Genomic DNA, 26511 nt, shown 5'->3' on the forward strand with positions numbered 1-26511 from the left:
AAGATTGATGTATCAGGTTCGATGTAAGTTGGCCGCATGGACGGAGTCGAGCTTTTCCTGCTGGGGCGGACCCTGATGAAGATCGGCGAGGAGGCCCTGCCCACCGAGGGCATCGGCCGGCACTCCACCAGCGTCCGCACCGTCCTGATCGTCGCGAGCGACGTGCGCGCACACCCCGGCAGCGCCGTCGGAGAGATCGCCGCGCGTACCGGTCTTCCGCAGAGCGCGGTGTCGGCGGCGGTCGCCCGGCTTCGCGGCGTGGGCGCCGTCGACACCGAGCCCGATCCCGACGACCGGCGGCGGGTCCGCATCCACCCCGCGTCCCGGCCCTCCGCCAGGGTGGAGGAGGTCAGGGCCGGCTCCATCGCCGCGGCGCTCGCGGTGGCCCTGGACACCGACGACCCGCAGCGGGTCGCCGAGACCGTGAGCCTCCTCGAAGAGCTCGCGCGGCACCTGCCCCCGCAGGTGGTGACCCGCCTTCGGGGCTCGTCACCTGCCTGAAGCCCCGGGACGCCGATCACGCGCTGCGTCGAGGGCCTCTCCCGCGCCGCGCTCGGCAGGACCCGCACCGCGCCCGTCAGCCGGGTGTGTCCGTCAGGCGGGCGGCGCGGGCGTTGAGGTAGCGGCGCTCGGTGAGGCTGCGGGTGGCCTCGGCCGCCGCGAGGTAGCACGCACGCGCGGCGGCGGTGTCGCCCGACATCTCCAGCAGATGGGCGCGGACGGCGTGCAGGCGGTGATGCCCGGCGATCCGCTTGTCGGCCCGCAGGTCCTCCAGCAGGGCGAGCCCGGCGGCCGGCCCGCGGGCCATCGCCACGGCCACGGCGTGGTTGAGCGCCGCCATCGGGTTGGGCTCCAGCTCCAGCAGCACCTCGTAGAGGGCGGCGATCTGCGGCCAGTCGGTCTCCCGCGCGGTCGGGGCCTCGTCGTGCAGTGCGGCGATCGCGGCCTGCACCTGGTAGGGGCCGGCGGGCCCGCGCGGCAGCGTCTCCGCGAGCAGCGCGGTGCCCTCGGCGATGTACCCGGCGTTCCACAGGTTCCGGTCCTGCTCGGCGAGCGGGACGAGGTCGCCGGCCGGGTCCGTGCGGGCGGGCCGGCGCGCGTCGGTGAGCAGCATGAGCGCGAGCAGCCCCGCCGCCTCGGCGTCGCCGGGCAGCAGCCGGTGCGCGATCCTGGCCAGCCGGATCGCCTCGGTCGCCAGTTCGCCCCGGTACAGGTGCCGCCCGGCCGTGCTCGCGTACCCCTCGGTGAAGATCAGGTAGAGGACGCGCAGGACTGCGGCGACCCGTCCGGGACGCTCGTCCGCGGCGGGCATCCGGAACGGGACGCCGCTGTCGCGCACGCGCCGCTTCGCGCGGCTGACGCGCTGCCCCATGGTCGACTCGGGGACGAAGAACGCGCGGGCGATCTCGGCCGTGGTCAGGCCGCCGACCGAGCGGAGGGTGAGCGCGATCCGCAGGTCCGGCGACAGGACCGGGTGGCAGCACATGAACAGCAGGATCAGGGTGTCGTCGCCGCCCGGCGGCGGGCGGTCGGCGGCGGGGGCGAGCCAGGCGTCCGGCGGCGTCCAGGCGGCCAGGGCGTCCTCACGGCGGCGGCGCGCCTGCTCGGCGCGCAGCAGGTCGGTCAGGCGGCGGGCCGCCACCGTGATCAGCCAGGCGCGCGGATCGGCCGGGACCCCCTGCTCCGGCCACTGCGACGCCGCGGCCATCAACGCCTCCTGGACGGCGTCCTCAGCGGTGTCGAAGTGCCCGTACCGGCGGACCAGCGCGCCGAGGACCTGCGGCGCCAGCGGGCGCAGCAGGTCCCAGGCCCCCTCCGGCGGCGCGGTCACGGCTCCAGGTCGGCGCGCCCGTCGACGATCGGCCGCAGGTCCGCGTACGACCGGGCCCGCGCCGCCTCCGGGACCGGGCAGCGCGCGAGCCGGGCGGCGATCTCCGAGGCGCGGTCGAAGCCGTCGCACTCGATGACGGTGTACCCGGCGAGCACCTCCGCGGTCTCGGGGAAGGGCCCGTCGGTCACGGTCGGCGCTCCCCCTTCCTCCCCGCTGTGGAACCGGCGGGCGTGGACGGGCGCGTCCAGGCCCTGGGCGTCCACGAACTCCCCGGACTCGACCAGGTCCTGGTTGAACTTCTCCATGAACGCGTGCATCGCGGCGAGGTCCTCGGCGGACCAGACGGCCTCCTCCTGGGGCACCTTGCCCGCCATCTCGTCGTAGTCCCGCTGCGACGCGTACAGCATGAGCATGTACTTCACGATGGTCTCCCCTTCGGTCCGGCGCCTCCGCGGCGCCTCGTGCAGGAGACGTCGGAGCCGCTCGGCCGCTTTCGACACACGTTCCCATTCTTTCTCGGGGGCCGATGTAGAGAACCTCGCACCCGCTCCGACCCATCCGTGACATCGGGTCTCACTGGAGGGGTGGAAGGATATGGAGCACGAGGGGCAGGACGCCGTGGCAGAGCCCGCAGGGAAGCGCGGGTGGCTCGCGCTGGCCGTGCTGGTGCTGCCGTCGCTGCTGCTGGCCATGGACATCACGGCGCTGCTGCTGGCGCTGCCGCGGCTGAGCGCCGACCTGGGCGCGAGCGGCACCGAGCAGCTGTGGATCAGCGACGCCTACGGGTTCATGGTCGCCGGATTCGTGATCGCCATGGGGACGCTGGGGGACCGGATCGGCCGGCGCCGCCTGCTGTTCGCCGGGGCCGGCGCGTTCGCCGTCCTGTCGGTCGTCGCCGCCTACGCCCCCGACCCGGGCACGCTGATCGCCGCCCGGGCGCTGCTGGGCGTGGCGGGCGCGACGCTGGTGCCCTCGACGCTGGCGCTGATCACCAACATCTTCCGCGACGAGCGCGAGCGCGGGAAGGCCATCGCGATCTGGGCCACCTGCCAGTTCGCGGGCGGCGCGTTCGGCCCGGTGCTGGCCGGGCTGCTGCTCCAGCGCTTCTGGTGGGGGTCGGTGTTCCTGGCCGCGGTGCCGGTCATGGCGCTGGTGCTGGTGGCCGGCCCGTTCCTGCTGCCGGAGTTCCGGGACCGGACGGCCGGACGTGTCGACAAGCTCAGCGTCGGGCTCTCCCTGGGCGCCGTGCTGCCGATGGTGTACGGGATGAAGCAGCTGGCGCTGGCCGACGGCGGCGGCGGGGTCGTCCCGGTCGCGGCGATCGCCGCCGGGGCGGCCGTCGGGGCCGTGTTCGTCCGGCGCCAGCTCAGGCTCGACCACCCGCTGCTGGACCTGCGGCTGCTGCGCGGCCGCGCCTTCAGCGCCGTCCTGGTGTCCCTGGTTCTCGCGGGCGTCGCCATGGCGGGGACGGGCCTGATGGCGACCCAGTACCTCCAGGGCGTGCTGGGGTACTCGCCGCTGGCCTCGGCCGTGCTGTTCGCGCCGATGGGCCTGGGCGTCGCGGCCGGGACGATGGCGGCGCCCGCGCTGGCCAAGAGGCTCCGGCCCGCCACCGCGATCGCCTCCGGGCTGGCGTTGTCGGCCGCGGGCTGCGTCCCGCTGGCGGTGTCGGACGGGCTCGCGGCCGTCATCACCGGCGTCACCGTCCTGGCCCTCGGCACCGGTCCGCTGTTCGCGCTGGGGACCGGCCTGGTGGTCGGGTCCGTCCCGCCCGAGCGCGCGGGCTCGGCGGCGTCGATGTCGGAGACGGGCAACTACCTCGGCGGATCGCTGGGCCTGGCGGTCATCGGCGTGGTCGGCGCAAGCGTCTACCAGGCCCGGATGGACAGCGTCGCGGGGCCCGCGGCCAAGACCCTGGCCGGCGCGGTCGCCGCCGCCGGCGACCTGCCGTCCGGTCCGGCGGAGGAGCTGCTGCGCTCCGCCCACGCCGCGTTCACCGCGGGCCTGCACGTCACCGGTGCCATCGCCGCCGCGATCTTCGCCGGGCTCGCCGTCCTGGTGGCGGCCTCGGCGCGCGGCACGGCCCGGACGGCCGCGCCCGCGGCTGCCGGGGAAGCGGAGCCCCGGCACGCCGCGGTGTGAGGGGTCAGGAGGGAGCCGTCCACTCCTGCTCCTTCCAGGCCGGGTCGAGCGGCGTGTGGGCGAGGTGGTTGGTGTAGTTGGACAGGGTCTTCATGCCGACGCCGAGGACGATGTCCAGGACGTGGCGGCGGGTGTGGCCGGCGGCCAGGAACGCCTCCACCTCCGCCTCGTCCACCCAGCCGCGCCGCACGACCACGGCGCTGGTGAGGCGGCGGACGGCCTCCAGCGCGGGGTCGTCCAACGCCTGGCCGGCGCGCAGCGCGTCCACGACCTCGGCGGGGACGCGGGTCCGCAGCGCCATCGTGGAATGGGCGGCCACGCAGTACTCGCAGCCGTTCAGCACGCTGGCGGTGATCAGCACGACGTGCTTGGCGTTCCGCGGCAGCGAGGACCGGGTGAACTGCTCCGACAGGGCGTTGTATCCGGCGAGCAGCTCCGGCGACTCGGCCATCACGCCGTTCAGCGTGGTGACGAACCCCATGCGCTTCTTGGCGGCCTCCAGCTGCGGGCGGGCCTCGGCGGGGGCGTCGGTCTCGTCGTAGACGGTGAACTCGGCCATGGTCATCTCCTCAGAGGGGCGGGGGAGCGGGCGAGAGGGGGCGGAGGGCGGCGTCGACCGTGGCCGACAGCTCGCCGGGGTCGGCGCCGGCGCGCGAGCGCACGTTCACCCCGTAGGCGAGCAGCGCCAGCATCCGCGCGGTGGAGGGCACGTCCAGGTCGCCGCGCAGCTGCCCGTGGTCGCGTGCAGCGAGGAGGGCGGCGCGCATGGCGTCGCATAGGGCCTCGTGGTGGGCGTCCAGCACCTCGCGTTCGTCGGCGTCGCCCGCGTCCTGCGCGGCGTGGGCGTTGGACACCATGCAGCCCCAGCGCGCGTACTCGCCGGAGCACCGCGCGGTGATGAGCCCGTCGAAGAACGCGGCGATGCCCGGCAGGCCCCGCCCGTCGGCGGCGAGCCGGTCGAACACCGGACGCGACTGCCGGTCGACGTAGCGGCGCAGCGCCGCCAGGTACAGGTCCCGCTTGCCGCCGAACGTCCCGTACAGGCTGGAACGGCTGACCCCGGTCTCGGACACCACCTCGGCGATGCCCGTCGCGGCCGCGCCGCGCCGCCAGAACAGCCGCACCGCCTGGTCCAGGACGGCGTCGGGATCGAAATGCCTGACGTCCGGCATCGCCCGCACCTCCAATCTTGGAATGGTCGTTCCAAGATTGGCACGGGACGCGGCGGCGCGCAAGAGCAGGGGCGCGCGGGAGGGTCAGGCGAGGCCCGCGTCGTGGGCCAGCAGCGCGATCTGGGTGCGGTTGTCCAGGTCGAGCTTGGTCAGCACGCTGGAGACGTGCGCCTTGACCGTGGCCACGCTCATGAACAGCTCCGCCGCGATGTCGGCGTTGGAGCGCCCGCGGGCGACGGCGAGGACCACCTCGTTCTCGCGGGGGCTCAGCCGGGCGAGCGCCTCGCGGGCGCGCTGGTAGGCGCCGGCCTCCACCGCCGCGCGGTCCATGAGGCGGCGGGTGATGCCCGGCGACAGGATCGGGTCGCCGCCGGCGACCTGCCGGACGGCGTGGACGATCCGGTCCGGCGGGGTGTCCTTCAGCAGGAACCCGCTGGCGCCCGCGCGCAGCGCGTGCAGGATGTTCTCGTCGGAGTCGAAGGTCGTCAGCACGATGACCTCCGGCGGGTTCGGCCGGGCCCGCAGCCTGCGGGTCGCGGTGATGCCGTCCACGCGCGGCATCCGCAGGTCCATCAGCACGACGTCGGGGGCGTGCGCGTCGGCGGCCGCGGGCACCTCGTCGCCGTCGGCCGCCTCGCCGGCGACGGTGATCCCGCCCGCCCCGTCCAGCATCATCGACAGCCCGGCGCGGACGAGTGCGTCGTCGTCCACGATCAGGACGCGCAGGGGGCGGCTCACGCGGGCCATGGTAGCCAGGCGCGCAGCCGGAACTCGCCCTCCGCGGCCTGGTGGTCGAGCCGCCCGCCGGCCAGCCGGACGCGCTCGGTCAGCCCGACCAGTCCCGTGCCGCTGCCGGGCGCGAGCGGCTCCGCGCCGTCCTCGGGCAGCGGGTTGCGGATGTCGACCACGAGCCGGGAGCCCGGCCGCCCCTCCAGCACCACCCGGACGGGACGTCCCCCCGCGTGCTTGCGGGCGTTGGTCAGCCCCTCCTGCACGACCCGGTACGCGGTGCGCCCGGCCGCCGCCGGCAGCGCGGACGCCTCGACCGTCTCGTCCCGCAGCTCCACCTGCCCGCCCGCGTCGCGCGACTCCTCCACCAGCCGGACCACGTCCCCCAGGACGGGCTGGGGCCGGCCCTCCGCGACCGCGTCGTCCTCGGCGCGCAGCAGCAGGATCACCTCGCGCAGCTCCTCGAGCGCCTGGTGCACCCCGGCGCGGATCACTCCCGCCGCCTGCGACAGCTTCTCCGGCGGGGCGTCCGGCCGGTACTCCAGCGCGCCCGCGTAGGTCGCCAGCAGCGACAGCCGGTGGGCGAGCACGTCGTGCATCTCCCGGGCGATCCGGGTCCGCTCCGCCATGCGGGCCTCGGCCACCCGGCGGCCCTGCTCGGCCTCGGCGCGGCGGGCCCGCTCGCGCAGCGACTCCAGCAGCTCCCGGCGCGCCCGCGCCAGCGCGCCCCACCCGATCACCGCGCCGTAGCCGACGGCGACGAGCAGCAGCCACCAGCTGAAGGAGATCCCCCGGTTCGGCCGCCAGAGCCCCTGTACGACGTGCGCCGCGACGCCCGCCGCGCCGACCAGCGCCGCGGTCCGGAACGGACGCCGGTGCGCGACCTGCAACGCGCCCATGCTCGCCGCCGGAGTGGCGGTGGGGGACAGTGCCGCCAGCGCGGTCAGCGCCACAGCGGCGCCGACCGGGCGCCACATCAGCAGCGGCGTCAGCAGCCAGCTCGCCAGGGCGACCGCGATGTCGAGGGCCAGGGCGGCGCCCGCCGCCTGCGCGCTGACACGGCCCCAGACCGTCAGCGCGGTCAGGGCGCCCGCCACCACGGCGAGGATCGCCGCACCGCGCAGCAGGCGCCGTGCGTCGAGCCCCGCCCGGTCGAACGTCTCGTTCACCGGACCGAGGCTAACCGCGTGCTCCCGGCGCCGACACCTACCAAAGTCGGTGCCCGCCCGTACCGCGGGCGGACCGGCCCTCGCCGCGCGGCCGATGCGCCGGGACCGCCGTCGCGGCGACGCTGCCGGACATGCACCAGCCGCTACGAAGGGAGAAACACATGTCCGGAGGGAACACCGCACGGCGAGCGCTGACCGTCGCGGGAGGGGCGGCCGCCGCGCTCGCGCTGTGGGCGGCGGCCGGCCCGGTGGCCGGGCTCGACCTGGCCGCCGAGACGGGCGGGGAGGTGCGGCCGGTCGGCGCGGGCCCGGTCGTCGGGGCCAGCCTGATCGTGGGTCTGGCGGCCTGGGGCCTGCTCGCGGTGCTGGAGCGGGCGACCGCCCGCCCGGGACGCGCATGGACCACGGTCGCCGCGGCCGTTCTCGTCCTGTCGATGATCGGACCGCTCGGCGGCGCCGCCGACGGCGCCTCCATGGCGGTCCTGGCGGGGATGCACCTGGTCGTCGCCGCGGTCCTGATCCCCGGCCTCGGCCGCTCCGCCCGCCCCGCACCCCGCCGCGAGACCTCGATCCCCGCCTGAACGCCCCCCGAGTCCGTTCGCCCCGGCTAGGGCGCGGGGGCGACCAGGCCGGTCTCGTAGGCGATGATCACCAGTTGGGCGCGGTCGCGGGCCTGGAGCTTGGCGAGCAGGCGGCCGATGTAGGTCTTCACGGTGGCCAGGCTCAGGTGCAGGTGGTCGGCGATCTCGGTGTTGGACAAGCCGCGGGCGACCAGGGTGAGGACCTCGCGCTCCCGGTCGGTGACGCCGTCGAGGGCGCGGGGGAGCGGGTGCGCGGGCAGGGCCTGGCGGGTGAACTCGGCGATGAGGCGGCGGGTCACCGCGGGGGCCAGGAGGGCCTCGCCGCCGGCGACGACGCGGATGGCGTTGAGCAGGTCGGCGGGCGGGGTGTCCTTGAGCAGGAAGCCGGCGGCGCCCGCGCGCAGGGCCGCGAAGACGTGGGCGTCCAGGTCGAACATCGTCAGCATGAGGACCCGGACTTCCTCGGTGCCGGCGGCCCGGTGGATCCGGCGGGTGGCCTCGATGCCGTCCAGGTGGGGCATGCGCACGTCCATCAGGACGACGTCGGGCCGCAGGGCGCGGGCGAGTTCGACGGCCTCGGCCCCGGTGGCGGCCTCGCCGACCGCGGTCAGGTCGGGGGTGGTCTCGATGAGGGCGCGGAAGCTGCCGCGCAGCAGGGCCTGGTCGTCGGCGACCAGGACGCGGATCGGTTCGGTCACCCGCCGCCGCCCTGGGAGCGCGGAAGCGTGGCCGCGACCGCGAAGCCGCCCTCGGGACGGGGCTGGGCGCTGAAGGAGCCGCCGTACATCGCGGCGCGTTCCCGCATCCCGACCAGTCCGTGCCCACCGGGGCCCGGCTCGGGGCCCGGGCGGACAGGGCCGTCGTCCACCACCAGGATCCGCACCTGGTGGGACGAGACGTCCACGGTGGCCCGGCAACGGGTCGGCGCCGCATGCTTGACCACGTTGGTGAGGGCCTCCTGCACGATCCGGTAGACGGTGAGCCGCAGCGCTTCGGGAAGATCGTATTCACCGGACACCACCAGCTCGACCTCCACCCCGGCGGCCCGGACCCGCTCGGCCAGATCCTCCAGGCCGTCGACGTCCGGCCGGGTGAGATCGGTTCCCGGCGCTTCGTCACGGCGCAGCATCTGGAGCAGGCGCCGCATCTCGGCCAGGGACTCGCGGCTGGTCGCCTCGATGACCTGCAGCGCCTGGCGGGCCTGCTCGGGACGCGCCTCGGCGATGTGGTTGGCGACCCCCGCCTTGACGGCGATCAGGCCCATGCCGTGCGTGACCACGTCGTGCAGTTCGCGGGCGATGCGCAGCCGCTCGTCCGTCTGGATCCGGCGCGCCCGCTGCTCCTGCGCGCACACGGCGTTCCACCTGCGACGCCGCAGCAGATGGCCGAGCAGCCAGGCACCGGCGGACAGCAGCCAAGCGGCCACCGTCCAGCCGGCGGCGGCCGCCAGGCCGTACCGGGGGTGGACGACCTGCGCGATCGTCGCGGCGGCGGTCGCGGTTGCCGCGCACCAGCCCAGCGCGCGCGCCGACCGCTGCGGGGGCGCGACGGACGCGACGGCGCCAAGCGCGAGTGCGGTCGCCGCGAACGGATCCCACAGGACGCCGGCCGCGGCGGCGACCGACGACACGGCCACCGCGGTCGCCAACGCGCGCAACGGCCACAGCCGCCGGACGGCCACGACCGAGCCCAGCGCGACCGCCACCAGGCAGGAGACCTGGAAGAGCGGGGTGAAGTCCGGCCGGTCCTTGAGCATGTTCCCCGCGACCGCCACGTCCACCGCGACCAGGGCGACCGCCAGGAGCACGTCGAGGGCGAGCAGGTGGCCCCGGCGCAGCAGGCGTGCCTGACGGGACTCGAAGTCGGCTTCGTCCACGGAACGCACGTTATCGGCGCAGTTCACCCGCCGCATCGGACCAGGATGGATCATCCCTGAGGAGGACTTCGCCGGCATTCCGGTGGGCGCAGTCCCTAGAGGGCTGAACGAGGAATGTCGGTTGCGGGCCGATCCGCTGGAAAGGGCCGCGCGGGCAGCCTGTGGGGCATGTCTTCACCCCAGCCTTCGGCACATGTCGGCTTCGCGTTCCCGGGACGGTGGCTCGCCGGGACATCCCTGCTCCTCGGACCGGTCCTCCTGCTGTCCGGGGTGCTCCTCAGAGCGAGGTTCCACTTCTTCTTCCCCGACCAACTGGCCGCCTACGACCAGTACCCGGTGCTGATGACGACGTCCTAAAGCTGCTTCGCGGCAGGGACCGTGGCCCTGTGGCCGGCTGTCAGCGCCTTGGCGCTGCGCATCGGCGCCGTCCGGCCGACGCCGGGGGCGTTGGGCGGCGGTCTCGTCATGGTGGGGCTGTTCGCCCGCACGTTCCATGCAGGCGTGGACCATCTGGCCTTCGGGCTCGTCGACGCCCAGGGGCGGAGGTCGGCCGTCGCCGCCGTCGCCGCCTCCTATCAGTCGTTCCACATCTTCCAGTACGCCTCGTTCGCGGTCATGGCCGGCTGGCTGGTCCTGGCGGCCGGGGCCTGGCGCTCCCGCGTGCTCGGCCCGGTCCGCTGTCTCGCCCTGGCGCTCATGGCGCTTCTGCCGCTGGGAGTGTTGAAGGGGACGACGCCGTTGTCGATCGTCGGCGCGGCGGGCCTGTGCGTCGCGCTCGTGCCGCTCGGACTCGCGACCCTTCTCGACGGTCCCCGTCCCGCCCGCCGGTCGGTGGCCTGGTTCGGCGTCGGCGCTCTCGGGGCGGTGGTTCTCGGCTATGCCTCCTCTCTGGGTTGACCGGGGCGGCTTCTTCCTTCGGAAATGGATGGATGTCTCTTCTGGGGCCTTTTCGGTGCCCAGGTTGACGAGGGAGACACGGGCATGTCATCCTGGATCCGGGATCGAAGGTTGACAATTCTTATAGGCGTGGACAGCTGTCTGCATTTTGCTCTATGCTGCCTTCTCGCGCTCGTCCTTCGGCATCCCCTCCTTCCGTATCGGCCGTGATGTCGTCCGGCGTGCGCGCCGTCAGTCCGCCGCGAGCCCTCGGAAGGACACCCTGTTGGCAGCCTCGCGCACCGCTTCCGCCGTACCCGCCGGTCCCCGCCGCGTCTCTTTCGCACGCATCCGCGAGCCTCTCGAGGTTCCCGACCTGCTCGCCCTGCAGACCAACTCGTTCGACTGGCTGGTCGGCAACGAGCGCTGGAAGGCCCGGGTCGAGGCGGCTCGCCAGGCCGGACGCCGGGACGTCCCGATGCAGTCGGGGCTGGAGGAGATCTTCGAAGAGATCAGTCCGATCGAGGACTTCTCCGGGACCATGTCCCTGTCGTTCCGGGACCACCGGTTCGAGCCGCCCAAGTACTCCGTGGAGGAGTGCAAGGACAAGGACATGACCTACTCCGCCCCGATGTTCGTCACGGCGGAGTTCATCAACAACACCACCGGTGAGATCAAGAGCCAGACGGTCTTCATGGGCGACTTCCCGCTCATGACCCCGAAGGGGACGTTCATCGTCAACGGCACCGAGCGGGTGGTGACGTCGCAATTGACGCGTTCGCCCGGGGTGTACTTCGACCGTGCGCTGGACAAGGCGTCGGACAAGGACATCTACGGCTGCCGGGTGATCCCGAGCCGGGGTGCCTGGCTGGAGTTCGAGGTCGACAAGCGCGACAACGTGGGTGTGCGCATCGACCGCAAGCGCAAGCAGCCGGTGACGGTGCTGCTGAAGGCGCTGGGGTGGGACGAGGCGCGGATCCGGGAGCGGTTCGGCTCGTATGAGTCGATCAATGTGACCCTGGAGAAGGACCACACTTCGGGTCAGGATGACGCGCTGCTGGACATCTACCGCAAGCTGCGGCCGGGTGAGCCGCCGACGCGGGAGTCGGCGCAGACGCTGCTGGAGAACCTGTACTTCAATCCCAAGCGGTACGACGTGGCGAAGGTCGGCCGTTACAAGATCAACAAGAAGCTCGGTCTGGACCTGGACATGAACCAGGGGACGCTGACCGAGGACGACATCGTCGCCACGATCGAGTACCTGGTGCGGCTGCACGCGGGCGAGGAGGAGGCCACCCTCGGGAGTGTGGCGGTGCCGATCGAGGTCGATGACATCGACCACTTCGGCAACCGGCGGCTGCGCACGGTGGGTGAGCTGATCCAGAACCAGGTGCGTCTGGGGCTGGCCCGCATGGAGCGGGTGGTGCGTGAGCGGATGACCACGCAGGACGTGGAGGCGATCACGCCGCAGACGCTGATCAACATCCGGCCGGTGGTGGCCTCCATCAAGGAGTTCTTCGGCACCAGCCAGCTGTCGCAGTTCATGGACCAGACCAACCCCCTGGCCGGCCTCACCCACAAGCGCCGCCTGAACGCGCTGGGGCCGGGCGGCCTGTCGCGTGAGCGGGCGAGTATGGAGGTCCGCGACGTCCACCCGTCGCACTACGGCCGCATGTGCCCGATCGAGACGCCCGAAGGCCCGAACATCGGCCTCATGGGGTCCCTGTCGTCCTTCGCCCGCGTCAACCCCTTCGGCTTCATCGAGACGCCCTACCGCAAGGTCGTCGAAGGCCGCGTGACCGACGAGATCGAGTACCTGACGGCCGACGTCGAGGACCGCTACGTCATCGCGCAGGCCAACACGCCGATCGACCCCGACGGCGCCTTCGCCGAGAACCGCGTGCTCGTCCGCCGCAAGGGTGGCGAGGTCGAGGCGATCCGGCCGGACGAGGTCGACTTCATGGACGTCTCCCCGCGCCAGATGGTGTCCGTCGCGACCGCGATGATCCCGTTCCTGGAGCACGACGACGCCAACCGTGCGCTGATGGGTTCGAACATGCAGCGTCAGTCGGTGCCGCTGCTGCGCAGTGAGGCGCCGCTGGTCGGGACCGGTATGGAGTACCGTGCCGCGACCGACGCGGGTGATGTGATCACGGCGGAGAAGGCGGGTGTGGTCGAGGAGGTCTCGGCCGACTACGTGACCGTGATGAACGACGACGGGACCCGGACCACGTACCGGGTGTCGAAGTTCAAGCGGTCCAACCAGGGCACCTGCTTCAACCAGAAGCCGATCGTGGACGAGGGCCAGCGGGTGGAGCTGGGCCAGGTGATCGCCGACGGGCCCTGCACCGACGACGGTGAGATGGCGCTGGGCAAGAACCTGCTGGTGGCGTTCATGCCCTGGGAGGGGCACAACTACGAGGACGCCATCATCCTGTCGCAGCGGCTGGTGCAGGACGACGTGCTGTCCTCGATCCACATCGAGGAGCACGAGGTCGACGCCCGCGACACCAAGCTGGGCCCCGAGGAGATCACCCGCGACATCCCCAACGTCTCCGAGGAGGTCCTGGCCGACCTCGACGAGCGCGGGATCATCCGGATCGGCGCCGACGTCGTCCCCGGCGACATCCTGGTCGGCAAGGTCACCCCGAAGGGCGAGACCGAGCTGACGCCGGAGGAGCGGCTGCTGCGGGCGATCTTCGGTGAGAAGGCGCGCGAGGTGCGCGACACCTCGCTGAAGGTGCCGCACGGCGAGCAGGGCAAGGTCATCGGGGTGCGGGTGTTCTCCCGCGACGACGGCGACGAGCTGCCCCCCGGCGTCAACGAGCTGGTCCGGGTCTATGTGGCGCAGAAGCGCAAGATCACCGACGGGGACAAGCTCGCGGGCCGGCACGGCAACAAGGGCGTCATCTCCAAGGTGCTGCCGGTGGAGGACATGCCGTTCCTGGAGGACGGCACCCCCGTCGACATCGTCCTGAACCCCCTGGGCGTCCCCGGCCGCATGAACGTCGGCCAGGTCCTGGAGACCCACCTCGGCTGGATCGCCTCCCGCGGCTGGGACATCGCCGGGGTGGAGGACGAGTGGGCCGGACGGCTGCGGGACAAGGGCCTCGACCGCGTCGAGCCGCGCACCAACGTCGCCACCCCCGTCTTCGACGGCGCCGGCGAGCAGGAGATCATCGGCCTGCTGGGCAGCACGCTGGTCAACCGCGACGGGGACCGCATGGTCCGGTCGACCGGCAAGGCGCGGCTGTTCGACGGCCGCACCGGCGAGCCCTACAAGGACCCGATCTCGGTCGGCTACATCTACATCCTCAAGCTCCACCACCTGGTCGACGACAAGATCCACGCCCGCTCGACCGGCCCGTACTCCATGATCACCCAGCAGCCGCTCGGCGGTAAGGCCCAGTTCGGCGGCCAGCGCTTCGGTGAGATGGAGGTCTGGGCACTGGAGGCCTACGGCGCCGCCTACGCCCTCCAGGAGCTGCTGACCATCAAGTCCGACGACGTCCTCGGCCGCGTCAAGGTCTACGAGGCCATCGTCAAGGGCGAGAACATCCCCGAGCCCGGCATTCCCGAGTCCTTCAAGGTGCTCATCAAGGAGATGCAGTCGCTGTGCCTCAACGTCGAGGTGCTCTCCAGCGACGGCATGTCCATCGAGATGCGCGACACCGACGAGGACGTCTTCCGCGCCGCGGAGGAGCTCGGCATCGACCTCTCCCGCCGTCCGAACGAGGGCGCGATGAACGTCGACGAGATCTGACGGGCGCCGGGCCGATCCGAGCCGACGCCCGGAAGGCGTCCGCTCGGATCGGCCCGGAGAGCCCCGGTCACCGGCGCAGTTCGAACGAGAGGTGTGCGGACAGCGCGTGCAGGAAGTCGGCGGAGTCGAAGATCTGCCCGGCGGAGGCGACCCCGGTCGTCCTGGTCCGGCCGGTGAGGACGCGGTCGACCGCCTCCACCGCGAGCGGCGCGCTCACGGCGTAGATGTCCCGGCCGCTCGCCGTCGCGCGCCGCTCCTCGCCGCCGGAGCGCACGACGACCTCGACCAGGAACGTCTGGTCGGAGCGCCCGCGCTCGTCGGCGGCCGCCGGCGCCGGGGTGCCCGGAGCCGACAGGTCCTCGACCGCCTCCACCGTCATGTACGAGCGCACCTCGGGGACGGCCAGGTGGCTGGGGATCGTGACGACGTCGGCCATGCTGAACTCCCCGATGACGGGCCGCACGCCCATCGGCTCGGGAAAGGCCCACTTCACGGACGGGAGGGCATCGTGGTGGTACTCCAGCTGCCCGCCGGTGAAGCGGACCCTGCGGCCGTCCCGCCGCTCGTGGGAGACCGCGCCCGAGGCGCGCGTCCCCGTGGTGGGCCGCCAACCGCTCAACCCGTAGGCGACGTGCACCTCGTCGGCGGCCGTCCAGTCGCCCATCGCCGCGGTCGCCAGCAGGTCGCCGAGGCCGCCGAAGAACGCCATCGCGGGCACGACCACGGCCCCGGCGTCGCGGGCGCGCTCGGCGAAGTGCGCGAACGTGTCGGCGTTCGCCTCGATCTCGGCCGCGACGTCCACGTACGGGACGCCGGCGCGCAGCGCCGCCTCGATCACCGGGGCGGCCGTCGCGGCGAAGGGCCCCGCGCAGTTGACCACCGCCGCCGCGCCGGCCAGCGCGCGGTCCAGCGACGCCGGATCGCCGGCCGACGCGGTCCGCACCTCCAGCCCCGGAAAGGACTCCGCCAGTGCTTCCAGCTTCCCGGCGTCGCGGCCGGACAGGACCGGGACGAACCCGCGGTCCCGCAGCTCCGCCACCACGAACCGCCCGGTGTGCCCGTACGCGCCGAACACCACGACCGCCTGACCCGAACCCATCGTCTCTCCCGCTGTCCTCGTCCGAACCACTGGATGGATCATGGCGGCGGCGGCCGCCCCGCACGAGCGTCTGGAACGCCATGCCTCATACAATTTCGGACATGAGGACTGTCGCGGTCGCCGTCACCGACGGGATGCTGCACTTCGAGCTGGCGGTGGCCTTCGAGGTGTTCGGCACCGCGCCGGCCGGCGTGACCGGGCCCTGGTACCGCCTCCTGCGCTGCGGGCCGGGCCCCGTCGAGGCGGGCGGCTTCCGGCTGGAGCCCGACCACGGGCTCGACCGCCTGGCGAGTGCCGACACCGTGATCGTCCCGGGGTGGGCCGACGTCGACGCCGAGCCGCCCCGCGACCTCGTCGACGCGGTGCGCGCCGCCCATCAGGCCGGTGCGCGCGTGGCCTCCCTCTGCACGGGCGCGTTCGTGCTCGCCGCCGCCGGCCTGCTGGACGGACGCCGCGCGACCACGCACTGGGCGCACACCGGGGTCCTGGCCGAGCGCCACCCCCGGGTCGAGGTCGATCCGGACGTCCTCTACGTGGACAACGGCACCGTGCTCACCTCGGCCGGCAAGGCCGCCGCGATGGACCTGTGCCTGCACCTCGTCCGCCTCGACCGGGGTTCGGTGGTCGCGAACGCGGTCGCGCGCCGCCTGGTCGTGCCGCCGCACCGGGCGGGCGGCCAGTCCCAGTTCATCGCCTCCCCGATGCCCGCCCAGGAGGACCACCCGCTCGCCGACCTGCTGCCCTGGGCGATCGAACGGCTGGACCAGCCGCTGACCGTGGAGGACCTGGCCCGCCGGGCGTCCATGAGCTCGCGCAACCTGGGCCGCCAGTTCAGGTCGGTGACCGGCACCACCCCCTTGCAGTGGCTGCTGACCCAGCGGATCCGCCGCGCCCAGGAACTGCTGGAGACCACCGGCGAGAGCATCGAGGCGATCGCGGCGGCCACCGGCATGGGCACCGGCACGACGCTGCGCCGGCACTTCAACCGCACGGTCGGCGTCCCGCCCGACACCTACCGCCGCACCTTCCGCCGCGCCGAGAGCGCCGCCGGCGAGACCGCGCTCACCGAACGGCGGGCCGCGGCATCGCAGGCGTAGCGACCCCCGCCGGTCCCGTTCCCGGGCGCCTTCCGGCTGACCCGTCCCGGAGCCCTCTCGTGCTCCTGCCGTAGCCGATCCACCGGCCCGGCTTCAGCGCGGTCCGCGTCGTGACCGCGATTCATATCCGAAACGGCAGCGTGCCGTTCACCTGAGGAGAGTGCATGGACGCCGATGTGATCATCGTGGGCGCCGGTCCGGTCGGCCTGATGCTGGCCGTCGAGTTGCGGTCGGCCGGTGCACGGCCGCTGGTGCTGGAGCGCCGGCCGCGGCGCCGCGACGTTCCGAAGGCCGGGGGACTGGGCGGGCAGATCCTGGAGCTGCTTCGCTACCGGGGCCTGCTGGAACGCTTCGAAGCGGCCTGCACCGACCCCGTTCCGGCCCCCCGGTTCCCGTTCGGCGGGGTGCATATGGACTTCACCCACCTGCCGGACAACCCGATGCACGCATTGCCGCTGCCGCAGCAGCGGCTGGAGCGCCTGCTCGAAGAGCGCGCTAACGGCCTCGGGACCGAGATCCGCCGCGGACACCAGGTGGTCGGGGTGAGCCAGGACGATGCCGCGGTCACGGCGGAGGTGCACGGCCCGGACGGGCCCTACCGGGTGAGCGCCCGCTACCTGGTGGGGTGCGACGGCGCGCGCAGCCGCGTCCGCGACCTGGCCGGCGTCGGCTTCCCCGGCACCACCTATCCGGAGGTCAACCGGCTGGCCCAGGTCACCCTGCCCGACACGGTGACCGTGCTCGACGACGGCGGCCTCGACGTCCCCGGCTTCGGCGCGATCCGCCCGGGGTTCACCCGGACCGACCGCGGCCTGTTCGGGCTCGGCTCGTCCCCGGGCGCCGAGGCCGTCTCCGTCTTCACCACCGAGGACGAGACCACCGAGTACGACGACGACGCGCCGATGACGGTGGCCGAACTCCAGGGCAGCATCCGCCGGGTGCTCGGCGCGGAGCTGCCGGTGGGGGAGGCGCTCCGCCTGTCGCGGTTCACCTTCCAGGCCCGGCAGGCCGAGCACTACCGCCGCGGGCGGATCATGCTGGCCGGGGACGCGGCGCACCTGTTCCCCGCCACCGGCGTGGCGATCAACGCGGGCATGATGGACGCGGTCGACCTGGCCTGGAAACTGGCCGCCGCCGTCGAGGGCTGGGCGCCGTCCGGCCTGCTGGACACCTACCACCGCGAACGCCACTTCGCCGGCGCCCGCACCATGCTGCACACCCGCGCCCAGGTGGCGCTGCGGCGCGATCACGACCCCGCCGCCGAAGCGCTCCGGGAGCTCTTCCAGGAACTGCTCACCGACGAGCAGCCGCTGCGCCGCATGAGTGCGCTTCTGTCCGGCGCCGACATCCGCTACCCGATGCCGGGCGCCGACCATCCGCTGGCCGGCGCCTTCGCCCCTGACCTCACCCTCCACACCGACCAGGGCGTCACCAGCGTCGCCGACCTGATGCGCACCGCGCGGCCCGTCCTGCTCGACCTCGCCGACCGGACGGACCTGCGCGAGGCGGCCCGGGACTGGCGGCACCGCGTCGAGGTCCGCACCGCCAAGACCGATCAGCGTCCGGCGGACGTCCTGCTGATCCGCCCGGACGCCCGCATCGCCTGGGCCGCGTCCCTCGACGAACCCGCCGGCACCGCCGCCCCCGCGCTGCAACAGGCGCTCAGCACCTGGTTCGGCGCCCCGGACCCCGGTCGTTCCTGACCGGGCGCGGGCGCCGTGCCCGCAGGCCGCGGACGTCTCAGCCTTCGGCGGGACCTCCGCGGCCTTCGCGCGCCCATGCGACGAGTCCGGCCGCCATGAACGCCGCGCCGGTCGCCGACACCGCCGTCCAGCCGCCGAACCGGTAGGCGGCCGCGCCCGCGGCGGTGCCCGCCACGCCCCCGAGCGTGTAGAAGGTCATGTAGACCGAGGCGATCCGCGAGCGGGCGCCGTCGACAAGGCCGTAGACCACGCTCATGTTCAGCAGATGGGTGGCATGGACCGCGACGTCCATCGCCAGGAGCCCCGCGATGAGCCACGGCAGGCTGCGGCCCCCGAGCGCCACCGCCCCGAACGAGGCCACCCCCAGGAGGAGCAGCGCACCGGTCCACGGGCGCTGCCGCCCCCGGTCCGCGACCCGCCCGGCGACCTTCGCCGCGAGGGCTCCCGCGGCGCCGACCAGCGTGAACAGGCCGATCTCCGCTTCGCCGTACCGGTAGGGCGGCTCCGCCAGCATGAACGCCACGGTCGTCCAGAAGACCCCGAAGGATCCGAACACGCCCGCGCCGATCAGCGACCGCCGTCTCAGCACCGGCTCGCTCGCCGCCAGGCGGACCGTCGCCCGCAGTTGCGCGGCGTAGCCGATCGGCACCTCCGCAGCCGACGGCGCCATGGCACGTGCCAGCGCGGCGGCGAGCAGCAGCGTCACCGCGGCGGACGCCAGGTACAGGACGCGCCAGCCGAACAACTCGGCGGTGAGTCCGGCGACCGTGCGCGACAGCAGGATGCCCACCAGCCCGCCGCTCAGCATCGTCGCGACCACCCGGCCGCGTTCGTTGTCGGCGGCGGTCGTGGCCGCGTAGGGGACGAGGATGTTGACCACGCTCGCGCTCGCCAGGCCGATCACCGCACCCGCCGCGAGCAGCGCCCCGGCGGCGGGAGCCGTGGCGGTCGCCACCAGGGCCGCCGCGTCGACCAGGAGCAGCACGCAGACCAGCGGACGCCTGCGGACGATGTCCCCGAGCGGCACGACCAGCGGCAGCGCCAGCGCGTAGCCGAGCTGCCCGGCGGTGGTCAGGTACCCCACCAAAGAAGACGAGGCGTAGGAGTCCGCCATCTGCGGCAGCAGTGGCTGGCAGTAGTACAGGTTGGCGATGGTCAGGCCGTACGCCGCGGCCAGCAGCCACACCATGCGGCGGGGCGTGCGGTCCGTCCCGCCGGCCCACCGTCCGAGCGCCTCGATGATCACGCCGGCGACGCTACGGCGGAAATGGAGCGACGGTAAGATCCGCTTTCGTGTCAGGATCTTGGCCCATTTCCGGGGTCGATCTCCATCTGGAGCTCGACCCGGCGACCGGGCGCCGGGCCGGCCTGGAGCAGGCCCTCCGGGCCGCCATCCGAGCCGGACGGCTCGCGCCCGAGGCGCGGCTGCCCGCCACCCGCAGGCTCGCCGCCGAACTGGGCCTGTCCCGCGGCACCGTCAAGGCGGCCTACGACCAGCTAGTCGCGGAGGGCTACCTGGCCGCCCGCCAGGGCTCGGGCACGGTCGTGGCCCGGCTTCCCCACGGCGCCGCCGAGGACTCGGGCGGAGCACCCGGGCCGGTGCCCCCTCGGCTCAGGCACGACCTGCGCCCCGGCCGTCCGGACGCCTCCGCGTTCCCGACCGCGGCCTGGCTGCGGTCCGCCCGCCGCGCCCTGGGCGACGCGGCGGGGGAGGCCTACTCGTACGGCGACCCGCGCGGCCGGATCGAACTGCGCGCCGCTCTCGCCGAGTACCTCGGACGCACCCGCGGCGTCCTGGCGTCACCCGACCTGATCGTCATCACCGGCGGATACGTCCAGGCCCTGGCCCTGCTCAGCCGCGTGCTCGGCACGGCCGTCATCGCCACCGAGGATCCCGGCGTCACCTTCCACCGCGATGTGATCCGCCGCAACGGCCCGTCCGTCGTCCCGCTCCCGGTGGACGGGAAAGGGGCCCGGACCGACCTGCTCGGCACCCCCGGCTTTCCGGTGGTGGACGCCGTGGAACTGACCCCCGCCCACCAGTACCCGACCGGAGGGACGCTCGCCCCGGAACGCCGCCGGGCCCTCGTCGACTGGGCGCGCTCCACCGACCGCCTCGTCATCGAGAACGACTACGACGGCGAGTTCCGCTACGACCGCCAGCCCATCGGCGCGATCCAGGGCACCGCACCCGACCATGTCGCCTATGTCGGCACCGTCTCCAAGACCCTCGGGCCCGCGCTGCGCCTGGGCTGGATCGTGTCCCCCCGCCGCCTCCTCGAACCACTGGTCGAGGCCAAGCGCCACGACGACCGCCACACCGAGAGCATCGGCCAGCTGACCTTGGCGGACTTCATCACGAGCCACGCCTACGACCGGCATGTCCGCGCCGGCCGGTTGCGCTACAGGCGCCGCCGCGACCTCCTGCTGACCCGGCTGGACTCCCGGCGGCGTTCCTCCGCCTTCTCCGTCCACGGTGTGGCCGCCGGCCTGCACGTCCTGATCAGCCTGCCCGCCGACGGCCCCACCGAGCAGGATGTGCTCGAAGCCGCGGCGGCCCAAGAGCTGGCCGTGGGACACCTGGGCGACCGCTGGCACACCCCCGGAGGCCACCCCCAGGGCATCATCATCGGCTTCGGAACCCCGAGCCAACACGCCTACCCAGCAGCCCTCAACGCCCTGACCCAAGCCCTGGACACCTGTTCGCCCTAGCCCCTCGCCGCACGACACACCAAGAGCCAGGCGGAGCCTCGGTCACCGCTGAATGGTGCACCCAGGCCGGAGAGCGGCGCCGTGGACGGTCCTGGCCGTCGGAGGCAACGAGTTCAGCGTCGGCGGGCGTCAGGAGGGGAAACGGACATCGCGACGGCGTACCCCGTCGGCGCCCCCGAGCGCGTCGAGCAGTTCGACCAGGACGGCGTGCGCGGTGTCGAGCCTTTCGCGCCCGCAGCGGCGCGCCATCCGTTCCTGCTGGGCGGCCCTGCCGCGCCGTGCGGCTTCGACGGCCGCCCGTCCCCTCGCGTTGAGGCGGACCCGCCGGATCCGCGCGTCCGCCGGGTCGGGCACCCGCTCGACGTACCCGAGGCGTTCCAGCTCGGCGACCGCCTTCGAGGCGCCCTGCTGCGTCATCTCCAGCCGGGCGGCCAGCTCGCCGATGGTCGGTTCGGCGTCGACGAGATGCTGGAAGACATAGCCGTGCGAGAACCGCAACCCGGCGAAGCCCTCCCGCTCGATGTCCCGGCGGACCTCCTCGGCCGCCGCCAGGCCGACGAACAGGGCGAGGCTGCCTAGATCGAGATCCTCCGGGCGCACGGCATCCGACCCGCCGTCCGGAGCGGCTGATGATGACTCCATGAACCCAGCCTGCACTTGACAACCATAGTTGTGCAACTATGGTTGTGTTCATGTCGCACGACCGTGACCGGGAATCCCGGAACATCGACCTCGCCGTCCGCTACCACCGGGCGGTGTCCGACGGAGCGTCCGCCGAGGAGATCACCCGGTTCCTCGCGCCGGAGATGGTCCACGAGGAAATGCCCAACCTGCTCTTCCCCGACGGGGCGGTACGCGATCTCGCCGCGATGCGAGAGGCCGCCGAACGCGGCCAAGACGCCATGGCGGAGCAGCGGTTCGAGGTCCGCAACGCCATCGCCGCCGGCGACCAGGTGGCGCTCGAGGTGGAGTGGTGGGGCAGGCTCGCGGCCCCCTACGGCCCTTATCCCGCCGGACACGTCCTGCGGGCGCGCATCGCCGCCTTCCTGCGGATCGAGGACGGTCGAATCGTCGCCCAGCGCAACTACGACTGCTACGAACCAACGGCGCCCGACGCCGCACCCGACCTCACGCGCTAACCTGCACGCCGTGTGAAACCGAGGAAGTACTCGGGCGGCCGATGCCGGATGAAGGTCGTCATGATCCGAAACCTGGCCTGATGAACCTCGGCGAGCATGACCTTGTAGAAGTCCTGACCGGTAGGCACCGCGGCTCACCTGACGCGTCGGCGCCGACCGGAGGTTCGGCGCCGAGTATGCGATTGTCCGTCGTTGCCCGCGACGCCAGCCAGCATCCGTGCCCGATTGACGTCATCCGGACACATGGCGGCCTGTTCCCCAAGTAGAGGAGGCGTGCACGACGGCGGTTACAGCTTGACGGGACACGGAAACCGCACGGGAGGAACGGGCATGAACGTGTCGCGCGATGAGAATGCCACCTCGGTGAATCTCCCGGCCTGGCCGCACGGTGTGCGGATGGCGTAGAGATCGCTGCGATCGTCCTCGCCGTCGCCGGCTCCACCGTCACGGCCAGCGCACTGGCCGTTTCTCGTCTCCTGCCTGATCAGGACCCTCTGCGCAGGCCGCCTGCGCGTCTTCCACGGGTCCCCTCCGGAGAGTGGGTCGTGAGCGGTACGACATGCTTCGTGCCGGTCGGGTGGATGAGGCCGGTTCCCGCGGTGCGTCAGTGGGGGAGAATGCGTGCTCGGTGCTCGGCCAGTTCGCGCAGTCCGAAGTCCGAGTGCAGGTCGCGCCACACCGAGTGGGCGTGGTTGCCGTCCCGCTGGGTGTTGTTGTACTCGATGAGGATGTTCGGGCCCTGGACTCGGTAATAGTGCGGTTCACCCTCGTCGGTGCCGCCGGCCCAACCGAAATGGACCTCGTCGAGCACGGAGTCCCGGGCATGATGGGCGCGGTGCGCCGCGGCGAGGTCCTGTGGAGCCCTGCCGGTGTAGCGGGTGAGAAGCCGCCGCAGCAGGTGGCGTTGTTCGTCGTCCAGATCCTGAGCGCTGATGCCCTTGGGCGGGATGGTGATCGCGACCTGCGTGTGGTCGGCCTGGGTGTATCCGCTGTTCGCTTCCGCATGGCGATCGATGTCGTTGACGAGTGCGTCCAGTTCGGGGTCGGAGAATCGTCCTCGCCACAGGTCTTGAAGGTGCATCATCGTGTCGCCGTGGCGGACTCGCGGCCTGTTGCCGGAAACGATGTTGGACATCGCGGAGGTGTGGAGCAGCGCTTGCCGAAGCTGGGGCGCCCGGAAGGTCGAGAGCAGTTCGCGCCCTGCCTCTTCGGCCCCTTGGAGGGGCCGCAGGGTGCTTCCCAGGAACTCGGTCCTGGCGGGGTCCGCCCCGATGAAGCAGGGAGTCGTCGCGACGAGCCGGCCGGCGATGATCAGATAGTTCAGCGAAATGTGGTGGCCGCCGAACCGCCAGCCCCAGACTTCGTCCCCCGGACGACCGAAGAGCCTGAGCCAGTACAGGCCGGGGTCGCGTCCGCGCCGGCGGCCCCAGTGGGACCCCCACCCTTCGACCTGGTCCAGGATGTTCTCCAAGCCCATCACCGTGGCGACGGCGGCGAAGCCTTCAGCCGACAGTCCGGTGGCGACCAATTGCATGGCCAAGCTCTGCTGGTGAGCGTTCTGGTCACGGACGGCGAGTCCGCCGTGATCGGTCGGGGTGAAGAACCACCGCAGCCGCTCTGTCTCCGCGGTCGAGTCGAGCGGGGAGGGCAGGACCGCGAAGGACAGCTGGTCGTCGTCCAGAGCGTCCACCCAGGCGCTGGCGGCGACGCTCATGGAGGCCGCCGCCTTCTCACGTGCTCGCGTCATGGGGTCGGGAGCCACACCGCCGTCGTCACTGACCATGCGCGCTCCATTCCTCGGAGACGTCCGACCTGACCTTAGAGGTGTTGGTTCCCGCGCAGCCAGTGCTGTGGGCGGCTCCATGAAGTCTCTGCCCCAGCGCATACCTGTTCGTTACCGCCTCCGGGTGGAGGTGCCGCCCGAGGAGCAGCGCGGCTTCAGGGGCCAGGGAACCGGGGCGTGCCCGGGTCTGTCTATAGGTGTACGGGGTCGCAGGCGAAGGGTGGAGCGGTGGTTCTCAACAGTGTCGCGATCGTCCTGTCCGCGCTGGCGCTGCTGAGCTCGGTCTACTTCGCCTTCCAGCAGGTGTCGTCCATGAGGCGCGCCAACTACCTTCCGGCGTACCTGGCGCTGCTCGACGACTTCCGGTCACCGGCGTTCCATCAACACCACAGATACGTCGTTCAGCGTCTCGGGATCGAACACGACCCCGATCAGGGGATCTCCGGCCTGCCGGCGGAAGCCCAAGAGGCCGTCTATGACGTCGCCTTCTTCCTGCACAACTTCGTGGTCCTCGAACGGCTGGGCATCATCGACGACCGCTACTTGATGACGCTCAACGACAGAGTCGCCCGCACCTGGGAGGCCATCGGTCCGTTCGTGCGGCGCGAACGCGAGCTCGTCCCCCTGCCTCACCTGCTGCAGATCCTCGAGAACCATGCGGCGGCCGTCGCCGCCGTTCCGCCCGATTCGGGCCGGAGCCTCCTCCGATGATGTCTCCGTGGCGTCGCTGATCGCCCCCTGCGGCAACGGTCGGCGGACGGTGCGTGAAGCGCCCTGCCATCTGCGGCAAGGCATCGGCGTGGCCGAGTAGTGGCGGCACCGACTGGCGTCCTCTCTCTGCACATGGCCTGGACGGTCAGTGGCCGGGGAGGTCGTCGAAGAGGCCGGCGGCCTGGTCGGCGTGCGCGGTCGCGCGCAGGTGCTTGGTGCGGCGCTCCCAGTAGCCGACGGTGGTGGCGGGGTCGACGTGGTCGGCGAACTCCTGCACCTCGGCGAGCGGGACTCCGGCGTCGAGCATGTGGGTGATGCGCGAGGCGCGCCACACGTGCGGGGTGAGGTCCCGGCCGGGCAGCACGCCGGCGGCGCGGCCGAGCCGGGTGGTGATGCGGTCGATGTCGTGCCGGTCCAGCCGGTCTCCCTTGGCGTCCAGCAGGAGCGGCCCGCGGGTGCGTGCGCCGATGTGCCGGTGCAGCAGGTCGGCGCAGCGCCGCGGGAGCGGCATCGTCCGCCGCTTGCCTCCCTTGCGGATGACGGACAGGGCGCTGCGGTCGCCGTCACGGACGAGGTCGGTCACGTCGGCGGCGCACAGCTCTGTGACCCGTCCGGCCAGGCTGTACAGCAGCATCACCACCAGCAGGTCCAGGTCGCCGGTCGCGCACGCGGCCACCGCGCGGACCTGGTCGACCTCCAGCACCGGCGTGGATCCCGCGGTGCGCTCGGCGGTGACGCGGGGCCGGTCGTCCTGGGTGACCGGATTGGCGGGCGGCGGGTCTATCCGCCCGGCGGCGTAGGAGTGCAGGGAGGACAGGCAGGCGACGTAGCGGCCGATGCTGCGCGCCGCGACACCGGCGGCCTCCTGGCGCAGCCGCCACATCCGCACATGCTCGCGGGTGAGGCAGCCGACGAAGAACGCGTCGTGGCCGAGCTCGCGGGCCAGCGGCGCCCAGACCCGGCGCAGATCGTCGGCGTAGGTGCGCTTGGTGGCGGCCGAGCCGCGGCGAGTACTGCTCAGCCAGTCCAGCACCAGCGCGAACGTCTGCGGTGTGCACGCCTCTGCCAGCAGTTCGATGCGTCGCCGGTGGACCCGCCGACCGCCGATCCGGGCGACCTGCACCTGCCCAAGGTCGGCGTCCAGCTTGGCCAGCGCGTCGGCGGCCAGTGGGGTGGCCGGACGCGCCAACGTTCCGGCCTCCGCTCTCGCCACCCCTGCCGCAGATCGGCCTGCGGAAGCGGGTGGGGGAGCGGCGCCTTCCGCCTCTCCCGACCCGGGGAGGGGACGCGCTTCCCGCGCCGAGGCGTCTGCGGGCGCCGGTCCGGTGGACGGCAGCACCACACCTTCGAGCAGGTCTTGAGCATCATCGTTGATCACGCTGGAAGCGTAGCGCATAACCCGGATTATGCGCTGGTCTCATTTCTTACCCGAGAAATGCATCGGCTGGTTTCTATTTCTTGTAGCAAGGTTTGTGACATGATCGACGCGAGGTCCTCGCGGGTGCCGGTCCAGGCGCGTCTGCGGAGGGACCCGCCCGGCGAGCGCCGTGCTGAGACGGCCAGGTGACGGGAAGCGCCGACACGGGAGGACGAGACGGTGGCGACTGCTGAATCAGAAGGCGCGCGAACGCCGGACGAGAGGCTCGGTGGCGGTGCACCGGTGAGGCAGCCGGGGGGTGATCCGGAGGTCTCCTCCGGGCGGCGGCTTCCGGCCGGCGCGGATCCGGACGCGCCGTGGGGCCGGTGCAAGCACTGCGACACCCCGCTGCCGCGGCCGCCCAAGACCCGCGGCCGGCGGCCGGAGTACTGCCCGGCCGAACGCGATGCCGACGGCCGGACGGTCAAGGACTGCCAGGCCGAGGCGCACGCCGCGGGCCGCAGCCCGTCCGCCGCCGCGGTCAAGGAGCCCCTGGCCGCACTGCGCGCGGTGCTCACCGGCATGGCGGCCGACGCCCGCGCCCGCGCCGCCCGGGAGACGCAGGCCGCCGAGCGCATCGAGGAGATCGTCGCCACCGTCGTCGACCGCAACACCGCGCTGGAGCAGCAGGCGGCCGGGGCCGAGGAGCGCGCCCGCGCCGCCGACGAGGCCCGCCGCCGTGCCGAGCAGGGCCACGACGCGGCCCGCGCC

General features: G+C 72.8%; 25 protein-coding genes. 12 read left to right on the forward strand and 13 right to left on the reverse strand.

Annotated features, from left to right (window positions below; all coding sequences use genetic code 11):
* The first annotated feature begins 36 nt into the window (after positions 1-36).
* Positions 37-501, forward strand: coding sequence for a MarR family winged helix-turn-helix transcriptional regulator (locus ABWI07_RS38345; RefSeq protein WP_200841768.1), 465 nt, complete (start codon positions 37-39; stop codon positions 499-501).
* A gap of 76 nt (positions 502-577) precedes the next feature.
* Here ABWI07_RS38345 and ABWI07_RS38350 read toward each other — a convergent pair whose 3' ends face one another.
* Entirely contained in the window at positions 578-1831 is a 1254-nt protein-coding gene (locus ABWI07_RS38350; RefSeq protein WP_149258462.1) for an RNA polymerase sigma factor, read from the reverse strand.
* A complete protein-coding gene (locus ABWI07_RS38355; protein WP_235036725.1) occupies positions 1828-2244 on the reverse strand; it encodes a YciI family protein in 417 nt (138 codons plus the stop codon). Before ABWI07_RS38355 ends, ABWI07_RS38350 begins: the two co-directional genes overlap by 4 nt.
* Before the next feature lie 181 nt (positions 2245-2425).
* Here ABWI07_RS38355 and ABWI07_RS38360 point away from each other — a divergent pair, with 181 nt between their 5' ends.
* Positions 2426-3973, forward strand: coding sequence for an MFS transporter (locus ABWI07_RS38360; protein ID WP_353821535.1), 1548 nt, complete (start codon positions 2426-2428; stop codon positions 3971-3973).
* Between the two features lie 4 nt (positions 3974-3977).
* Here ABWI07_RS38360 and ABWI07_RS38365 read toward each other — a convergent pair whose 3' ends face one another.
* The 4 genes from ABWI07_RS38365 to ABWI07_RS38380 form a co-directional block, all read right to left on the reverse strand.
* A complete protein-coding gene (locus ABWI07_RS38365) occupies positions 3978-4532 on the reverse strand; it encodes a carboxymuconolactone decarboxylase family protein (protein WP_149258460.1) in 555 nt (184 codons plus the stop codon).
* A gap of 10 nt (positions 4533-4542) precedes the next feature.
* Positions 4543-5145, reverse strand: a complete 603-nt coding sequence (locus tag ABWI07_RS38370) for a TetR/AcrR family transcriptional regulator (protein ID WP_353821536.1) — start codon at positions 5143-5145, stop codon at positions 4543-4545.
* A gap of 84 nt (positions 5146-5229) precedes the next feature.
* On the reverse strand, positions 5230-5892 hold the full coding sequence (locus ABWI07_RS38375) for a response regulator transcription factor (RefSeq protein ID WP_353821537.1): 663 nt from the start codon (positions 5890-5892) through the stop codon (positions 5230-5232).
* Entirely contained in the window at positions 5880-7043 is a 1164-nt protein-coding gene (locus ABWI07_RS38380; protein ID WP_353821538.1) for a sensor histidine kinase, read from the reverse strand. The genes ABWI07_RS38375 and ABWI07_RS38380 overlap by 13 nt, the downstream gene beginning before the upstream one ends.
* 161 nt (positions 7044-7204) lie before the next feature.
* Between ABWI07_RS38380 and ABWI07_RS38385 the strand changes: the two genes are divergently transcribed.
* A complete protein-coding gene (locus tag ABWI07_RS38385; RefSeq protein WP_353821539.1) occupies positions 7205-7624 on the forward strand; it encodes a DUF6069 family protein in 420 nt (139 codons plus the stop codon).
* Between the two features lie 26 nt (positions 7625-7650).
* On the opposite strand, the gene ABWI07_RS38390 is transcribed toward ABWI07_RS38385, so the two are convergent.
* The gene (locus tag ABWI07_RS38390; RefSeq protein WP_353821540.1) at positions 7651-8322 is read right to left on the reverse strand and encodes a response regulator; all 672 of its coding nucleotides are present in this window, start codon (positions 8320-8322) and stop codon (positions 7651-7653) included.
* On the reverse strand, positions 8319-9500 hold the full coding sequence (locus tag ABWI07_RS38395) for a sensor histidine kinase (protein ID WP_353821541.1): 1182 nt from the start codon (positions 9498-9500) through the stop codon (positions 8319-8321). The genes ABWI07_RS38390 and ABWI07_RS38395 overlap by 4 nt, the downstream gene beginning before the upstream one ends.
* A 168-nt stretch (positions 9501-9668) precedes the next feature.
* Between ABWI07_RS38395 and ABWI07_RS38400 the strand changes: the two genes are divergently transcribed.
* The 3 genes from ABWI07_RS38400 (at position 9669) to rpoB (ending at position 14139) form a co-directional block, all read left to right on the forward strand.
* Positions 9669-9857 carry a hypothetical protein gene (locus tag ABWI07_RS38400; protein WP_353821542.1) on the forward strand — a complete coding sequence of 63 codons (189 nt, stop codon included), beginning with the start codon at positions 9669-9671 and terminating at the stop codon, positions 9855-9857.
* A gap of 21 nt (positions 9858-9878) precedes the next feature.
* Positions 9879-10397, forward strand: a complete 519-nt coding sequence (locus ABWI07_RS38405; RefSeq protein WP_353821543.1) for a hypothetical protein — start codon at positions 9879-9881, stop codon at positions 10395-10397.
* Positions 10398-10662: 265 nt separating this feature from the next.
* Positions 10663-14139, forward strand: a complete 3477-nt coding sequence (gene rpoB, locus ABWI07_RS38410) for a DNA-directed RNA polymerase subunit beta (protein WP_353821544.1) — start codon at positions 10663-10665, stop codon at positions 14137-14139.
* Positions 14140-14206: 67 nt separating this feature from the next.
* Here rpoB and ABWI07_RS38415 read toward each other — a convergent pair whose 3' ends face one another.
* Positions 14207-15238, reverse strand: coding sequence for a saccharopine dehydrogenase family protein (locus ABWI07_RS38415; RefSeq protein ID WP_353821545.1), 1032 nt, complete (start codon positions 15236-15238; stop codon positions 14207-14209).
* Positions 15239-15339: 101 nt separating this feature from the next.
* On the opposite strand from ABWI07_RS38415, the gene ABWI07_RS38420 reads away from it, so the two are divergent.
* Positions 15340-16335, forward strand: coding sequence for a helix-turn-helix domain-containing protein (locus ABWI07_RS38420; RefSeq protein ID WP_353821546.1), 996 nt, complete (start codon positions 15340-15342; stop codon positions 16333-16335).
* Between the two features lie 164 nt (positions 16336-16499).
* Entirely contained in the window at positions 16500-18038 is a 1539-nt protein-coding gene (locus ABWI07_RS38425; RefSeq protein WP_353821547.1) for an FAD-dependent monooxygenase, read from the forward strand.
* A 37-nt stretch (positions 18039-18075) separates the two neighbouring features.
* Here the strand turns inward: ABWI07_RS38425 and ABWI07_RS38430 are convergent, their stop codons facing one another.
* Positions 18076-19284 (reverse strand): MFS transporter, encoded by a 1209-nt coding sequence (locus tag ABWI07_RS38430; RefSeq protein ID WP_353821548.1) that lies wholly within the window; start codon positions 19282-19284, stop codon positions 18076-18078.
* 47 nt (positions 19285-19331) lie between these two features.
* Between ABWI07_RS38430 and pdxR the strand changes: the two genes are divergently transcribed.
* A complete protein-coding gene (pdxR, locus tag ABWI07_RS38435) occupies positions 19332-20750 on the forward strand; it encodes a MocR-like pyridoxine biosynthesis transcription factor PdxR (protein WP_353821549.1) in 1419 nt (472 codons plus the stop codon).
* 129 nt (positions 20751-20879) lie between these two features.
* Here the strand turns inward: pdxR and ABWI07_RS38440 are convergent, their stop codons facing one another.
* Positions 20880-21392 (reverse strand): MarR family winged helix-turn-helix transcriptional regulator, encoded by a 513-nt coding sequence (locus ABWI07_RS38440; RefSeq protein WP_353821550.1) that lies wholly within the window; start codon positions 21390-21392, stop codon positions 20880-20882.
* Between the two features lie 50 nt (positions 21393-21442).
* Here ABWI07_RS38440 and ABWI07_RS38445 point away from each other — a divergent pair, with 50 nt between their 5' ends.
* Entirely contained in the window at positions 21443-21889 is a 447-nt protein-coding gene (locus ABWI07_RS38445; protein WP_353821551.1) for a nuclear transport factor 2 family protein, read from the forward strand.
* Between the two features lie 604 nt (positions 21890-22493).
* Here the strand turns inward: ABWI07_RS38445 and ABWI07_RS38450 are convergent.
* Entirely contained in the window at positions 22494-23672 is a 1179-nt protein-coding gene (locus ABWI07_RS38450; RefSeq protein WP_353821552.1) for a DUF3500 domain-containing protein, read from the reverse strand.
* A 228-nt stretch (positions 23673-23900) separates the two neighbouring features.
* On the opposite strand from ABWI07_RS38450, the gene ABWI07_RS38455 reads away from it, so the two are divergent.
* Positions 23901-24383, forward strand: a complete 483-nt coding sequence (locus ABWI07_RS38455; protein ID WP_353821553.1) for a hypothetical protein — start codon at positions 23901-23903, stop codon at positions 24381-24383.
* 145 nt (positions 24384-24528) lie between these two features.
* Here ABWI07_RS38455 and ABWI07_RS38460 read toward each other — a convergent pair whose 3' ends face one another.
* On the reverse strand, positions 24529-25572 hold the full coding sequence (locus ABWI07_RS38460) for a tyrosine-type recombinase/integrase (RefSeq protein ID WP_353821554.1): 1044 nt from the start codon (positions 25570-25572) through the stop codon (positions 24529-24531).
* A 471-nt stretch (positions 25573-26043) separates the two neighbouring features.
* Between ABWI07_RS38460 and ABWI07_RS38465 the strand changes: the two genes are divergently transcribed.
* Positions 26044-26511: hypothetical protein (locus tag ABWI07_RS38465; protein ID WP_353821555.1), on the forward strand; the 468-nt coding region annotated here is incomplete at its 3' end.

The sequence above is a fragment of the Actinomadura sp. NPDC000600 genome (assembly GCF_040492135.1).
Lineage (GTDB): Bacteria > Actinomycetota > Actinomycetes > Streptosporangiales > Streptosporangiaceae > Spirillospora.

Excerpts from the sequence above, each read along its gene's own strand:
- ABWI07_RS38445 (WP_353821551.1), top strand. The coding sequence starts at position 21,443 with ATGTCGCACGACCGTGACCGGGAATCCCGGAACATCGACCTCGCCGTC.
- ABWI07_RS38415 (WP_353821545.1), bottom strand. The coding sequence starts at position 15,238 with ATGGGTTCGGGTCAGGCGGTCGTGGTGTTCGGCGCGTACGGGCACACC.
- ABWI07_RS38440 (WP_353821550.1), bottom strand. The coding sequence starts at position 21,392 with ATGGAGTCATCATCAGCCGCTCCGGACGGCGGGTCGGATGCCGTGCGC.
- ABWI07_RS38425 (WP_353821547.1), top strand. The coding sequence starts at position 16,500 with ATGGACGCCGATGTGATCATCGTGGGCGCCGGTCCGGTCGGCCTGATG.
- ABWI07_RS38385 (WP_353821539.1), top strand. The coding sequence starts at position 7,205 with ATGTCCGGAGGGAACACCGCACGGCGAGCGCTGACCGTCGCGGGAGGG.
- ABWI07_RS38365 (WP_149258460.1), bottom strand. The coding sequence starts at position 4,532 with ATGGCCGAGTTCACCGTCTACGACGAGACCGACGCCCCCGCCGAGGCC.
- ABWI07_RS38450 (WP_353821552.1), bottom strand. The coding sequence starts at position 23,672 with ATGGTCAGTGACGACGGCGGTGTGGCTCCCGACCCCATGACGCGAGCA.
- ABWI07_RS38420 (WP_353821546.1), top strand. The coding sequence starts at position 15,340 with ATGAGGACTGTCGCGGTCGCCGTCACCGACGGGATGCTGCACTTCGAG.
- ABWI07_RS38360 (WP_353821535.1), top strand. The coding sequence starts at position 2,426 with ATGGAGCACGAGGGGCAGGACGCCGTGGCAGAGCCCGCAGGGAAGCGC.
- ABWI07_RS38345 (WP_200841768.1), top strand. The coding sequence starts at position 37 with ATGGACGGAGTCGAGCTTTTCCTGCTGGGGCGGACCCTGATGAAGATC.
- ABWI07_RS38400 (WP_353821542.1), top strand. The coding sequence starts at position 9,669 with ATGTCTTCACCCCAGCCTTCGGCACATGTCGGCTTCGCGTTCCCGGGA.
- ABWI07_RS38355 (WP_235036725.1), bottom strand. The coding sequence starts at position 2,244 with ATGCTCATGCTGTACGCGTCGCAGCGGGACTACGACGAGATGGCGGGC.
- ABWI07_RS38375 (WP_353821537.1), bottom strand. The coding sequence starts at position 5,892 with ATGGCCCGCGTGAGCCGCCCCCTGCGCGTCCTGATCGTGGACGACGAC.
- ABWI07_RS38370 (WP_353821536.1), bottom strand. The coding sequence starts at position 5,145 with ATGCCGGACGTCAGGCATTTCGATCCCGACGCCGTCCTGGACCAGGCG.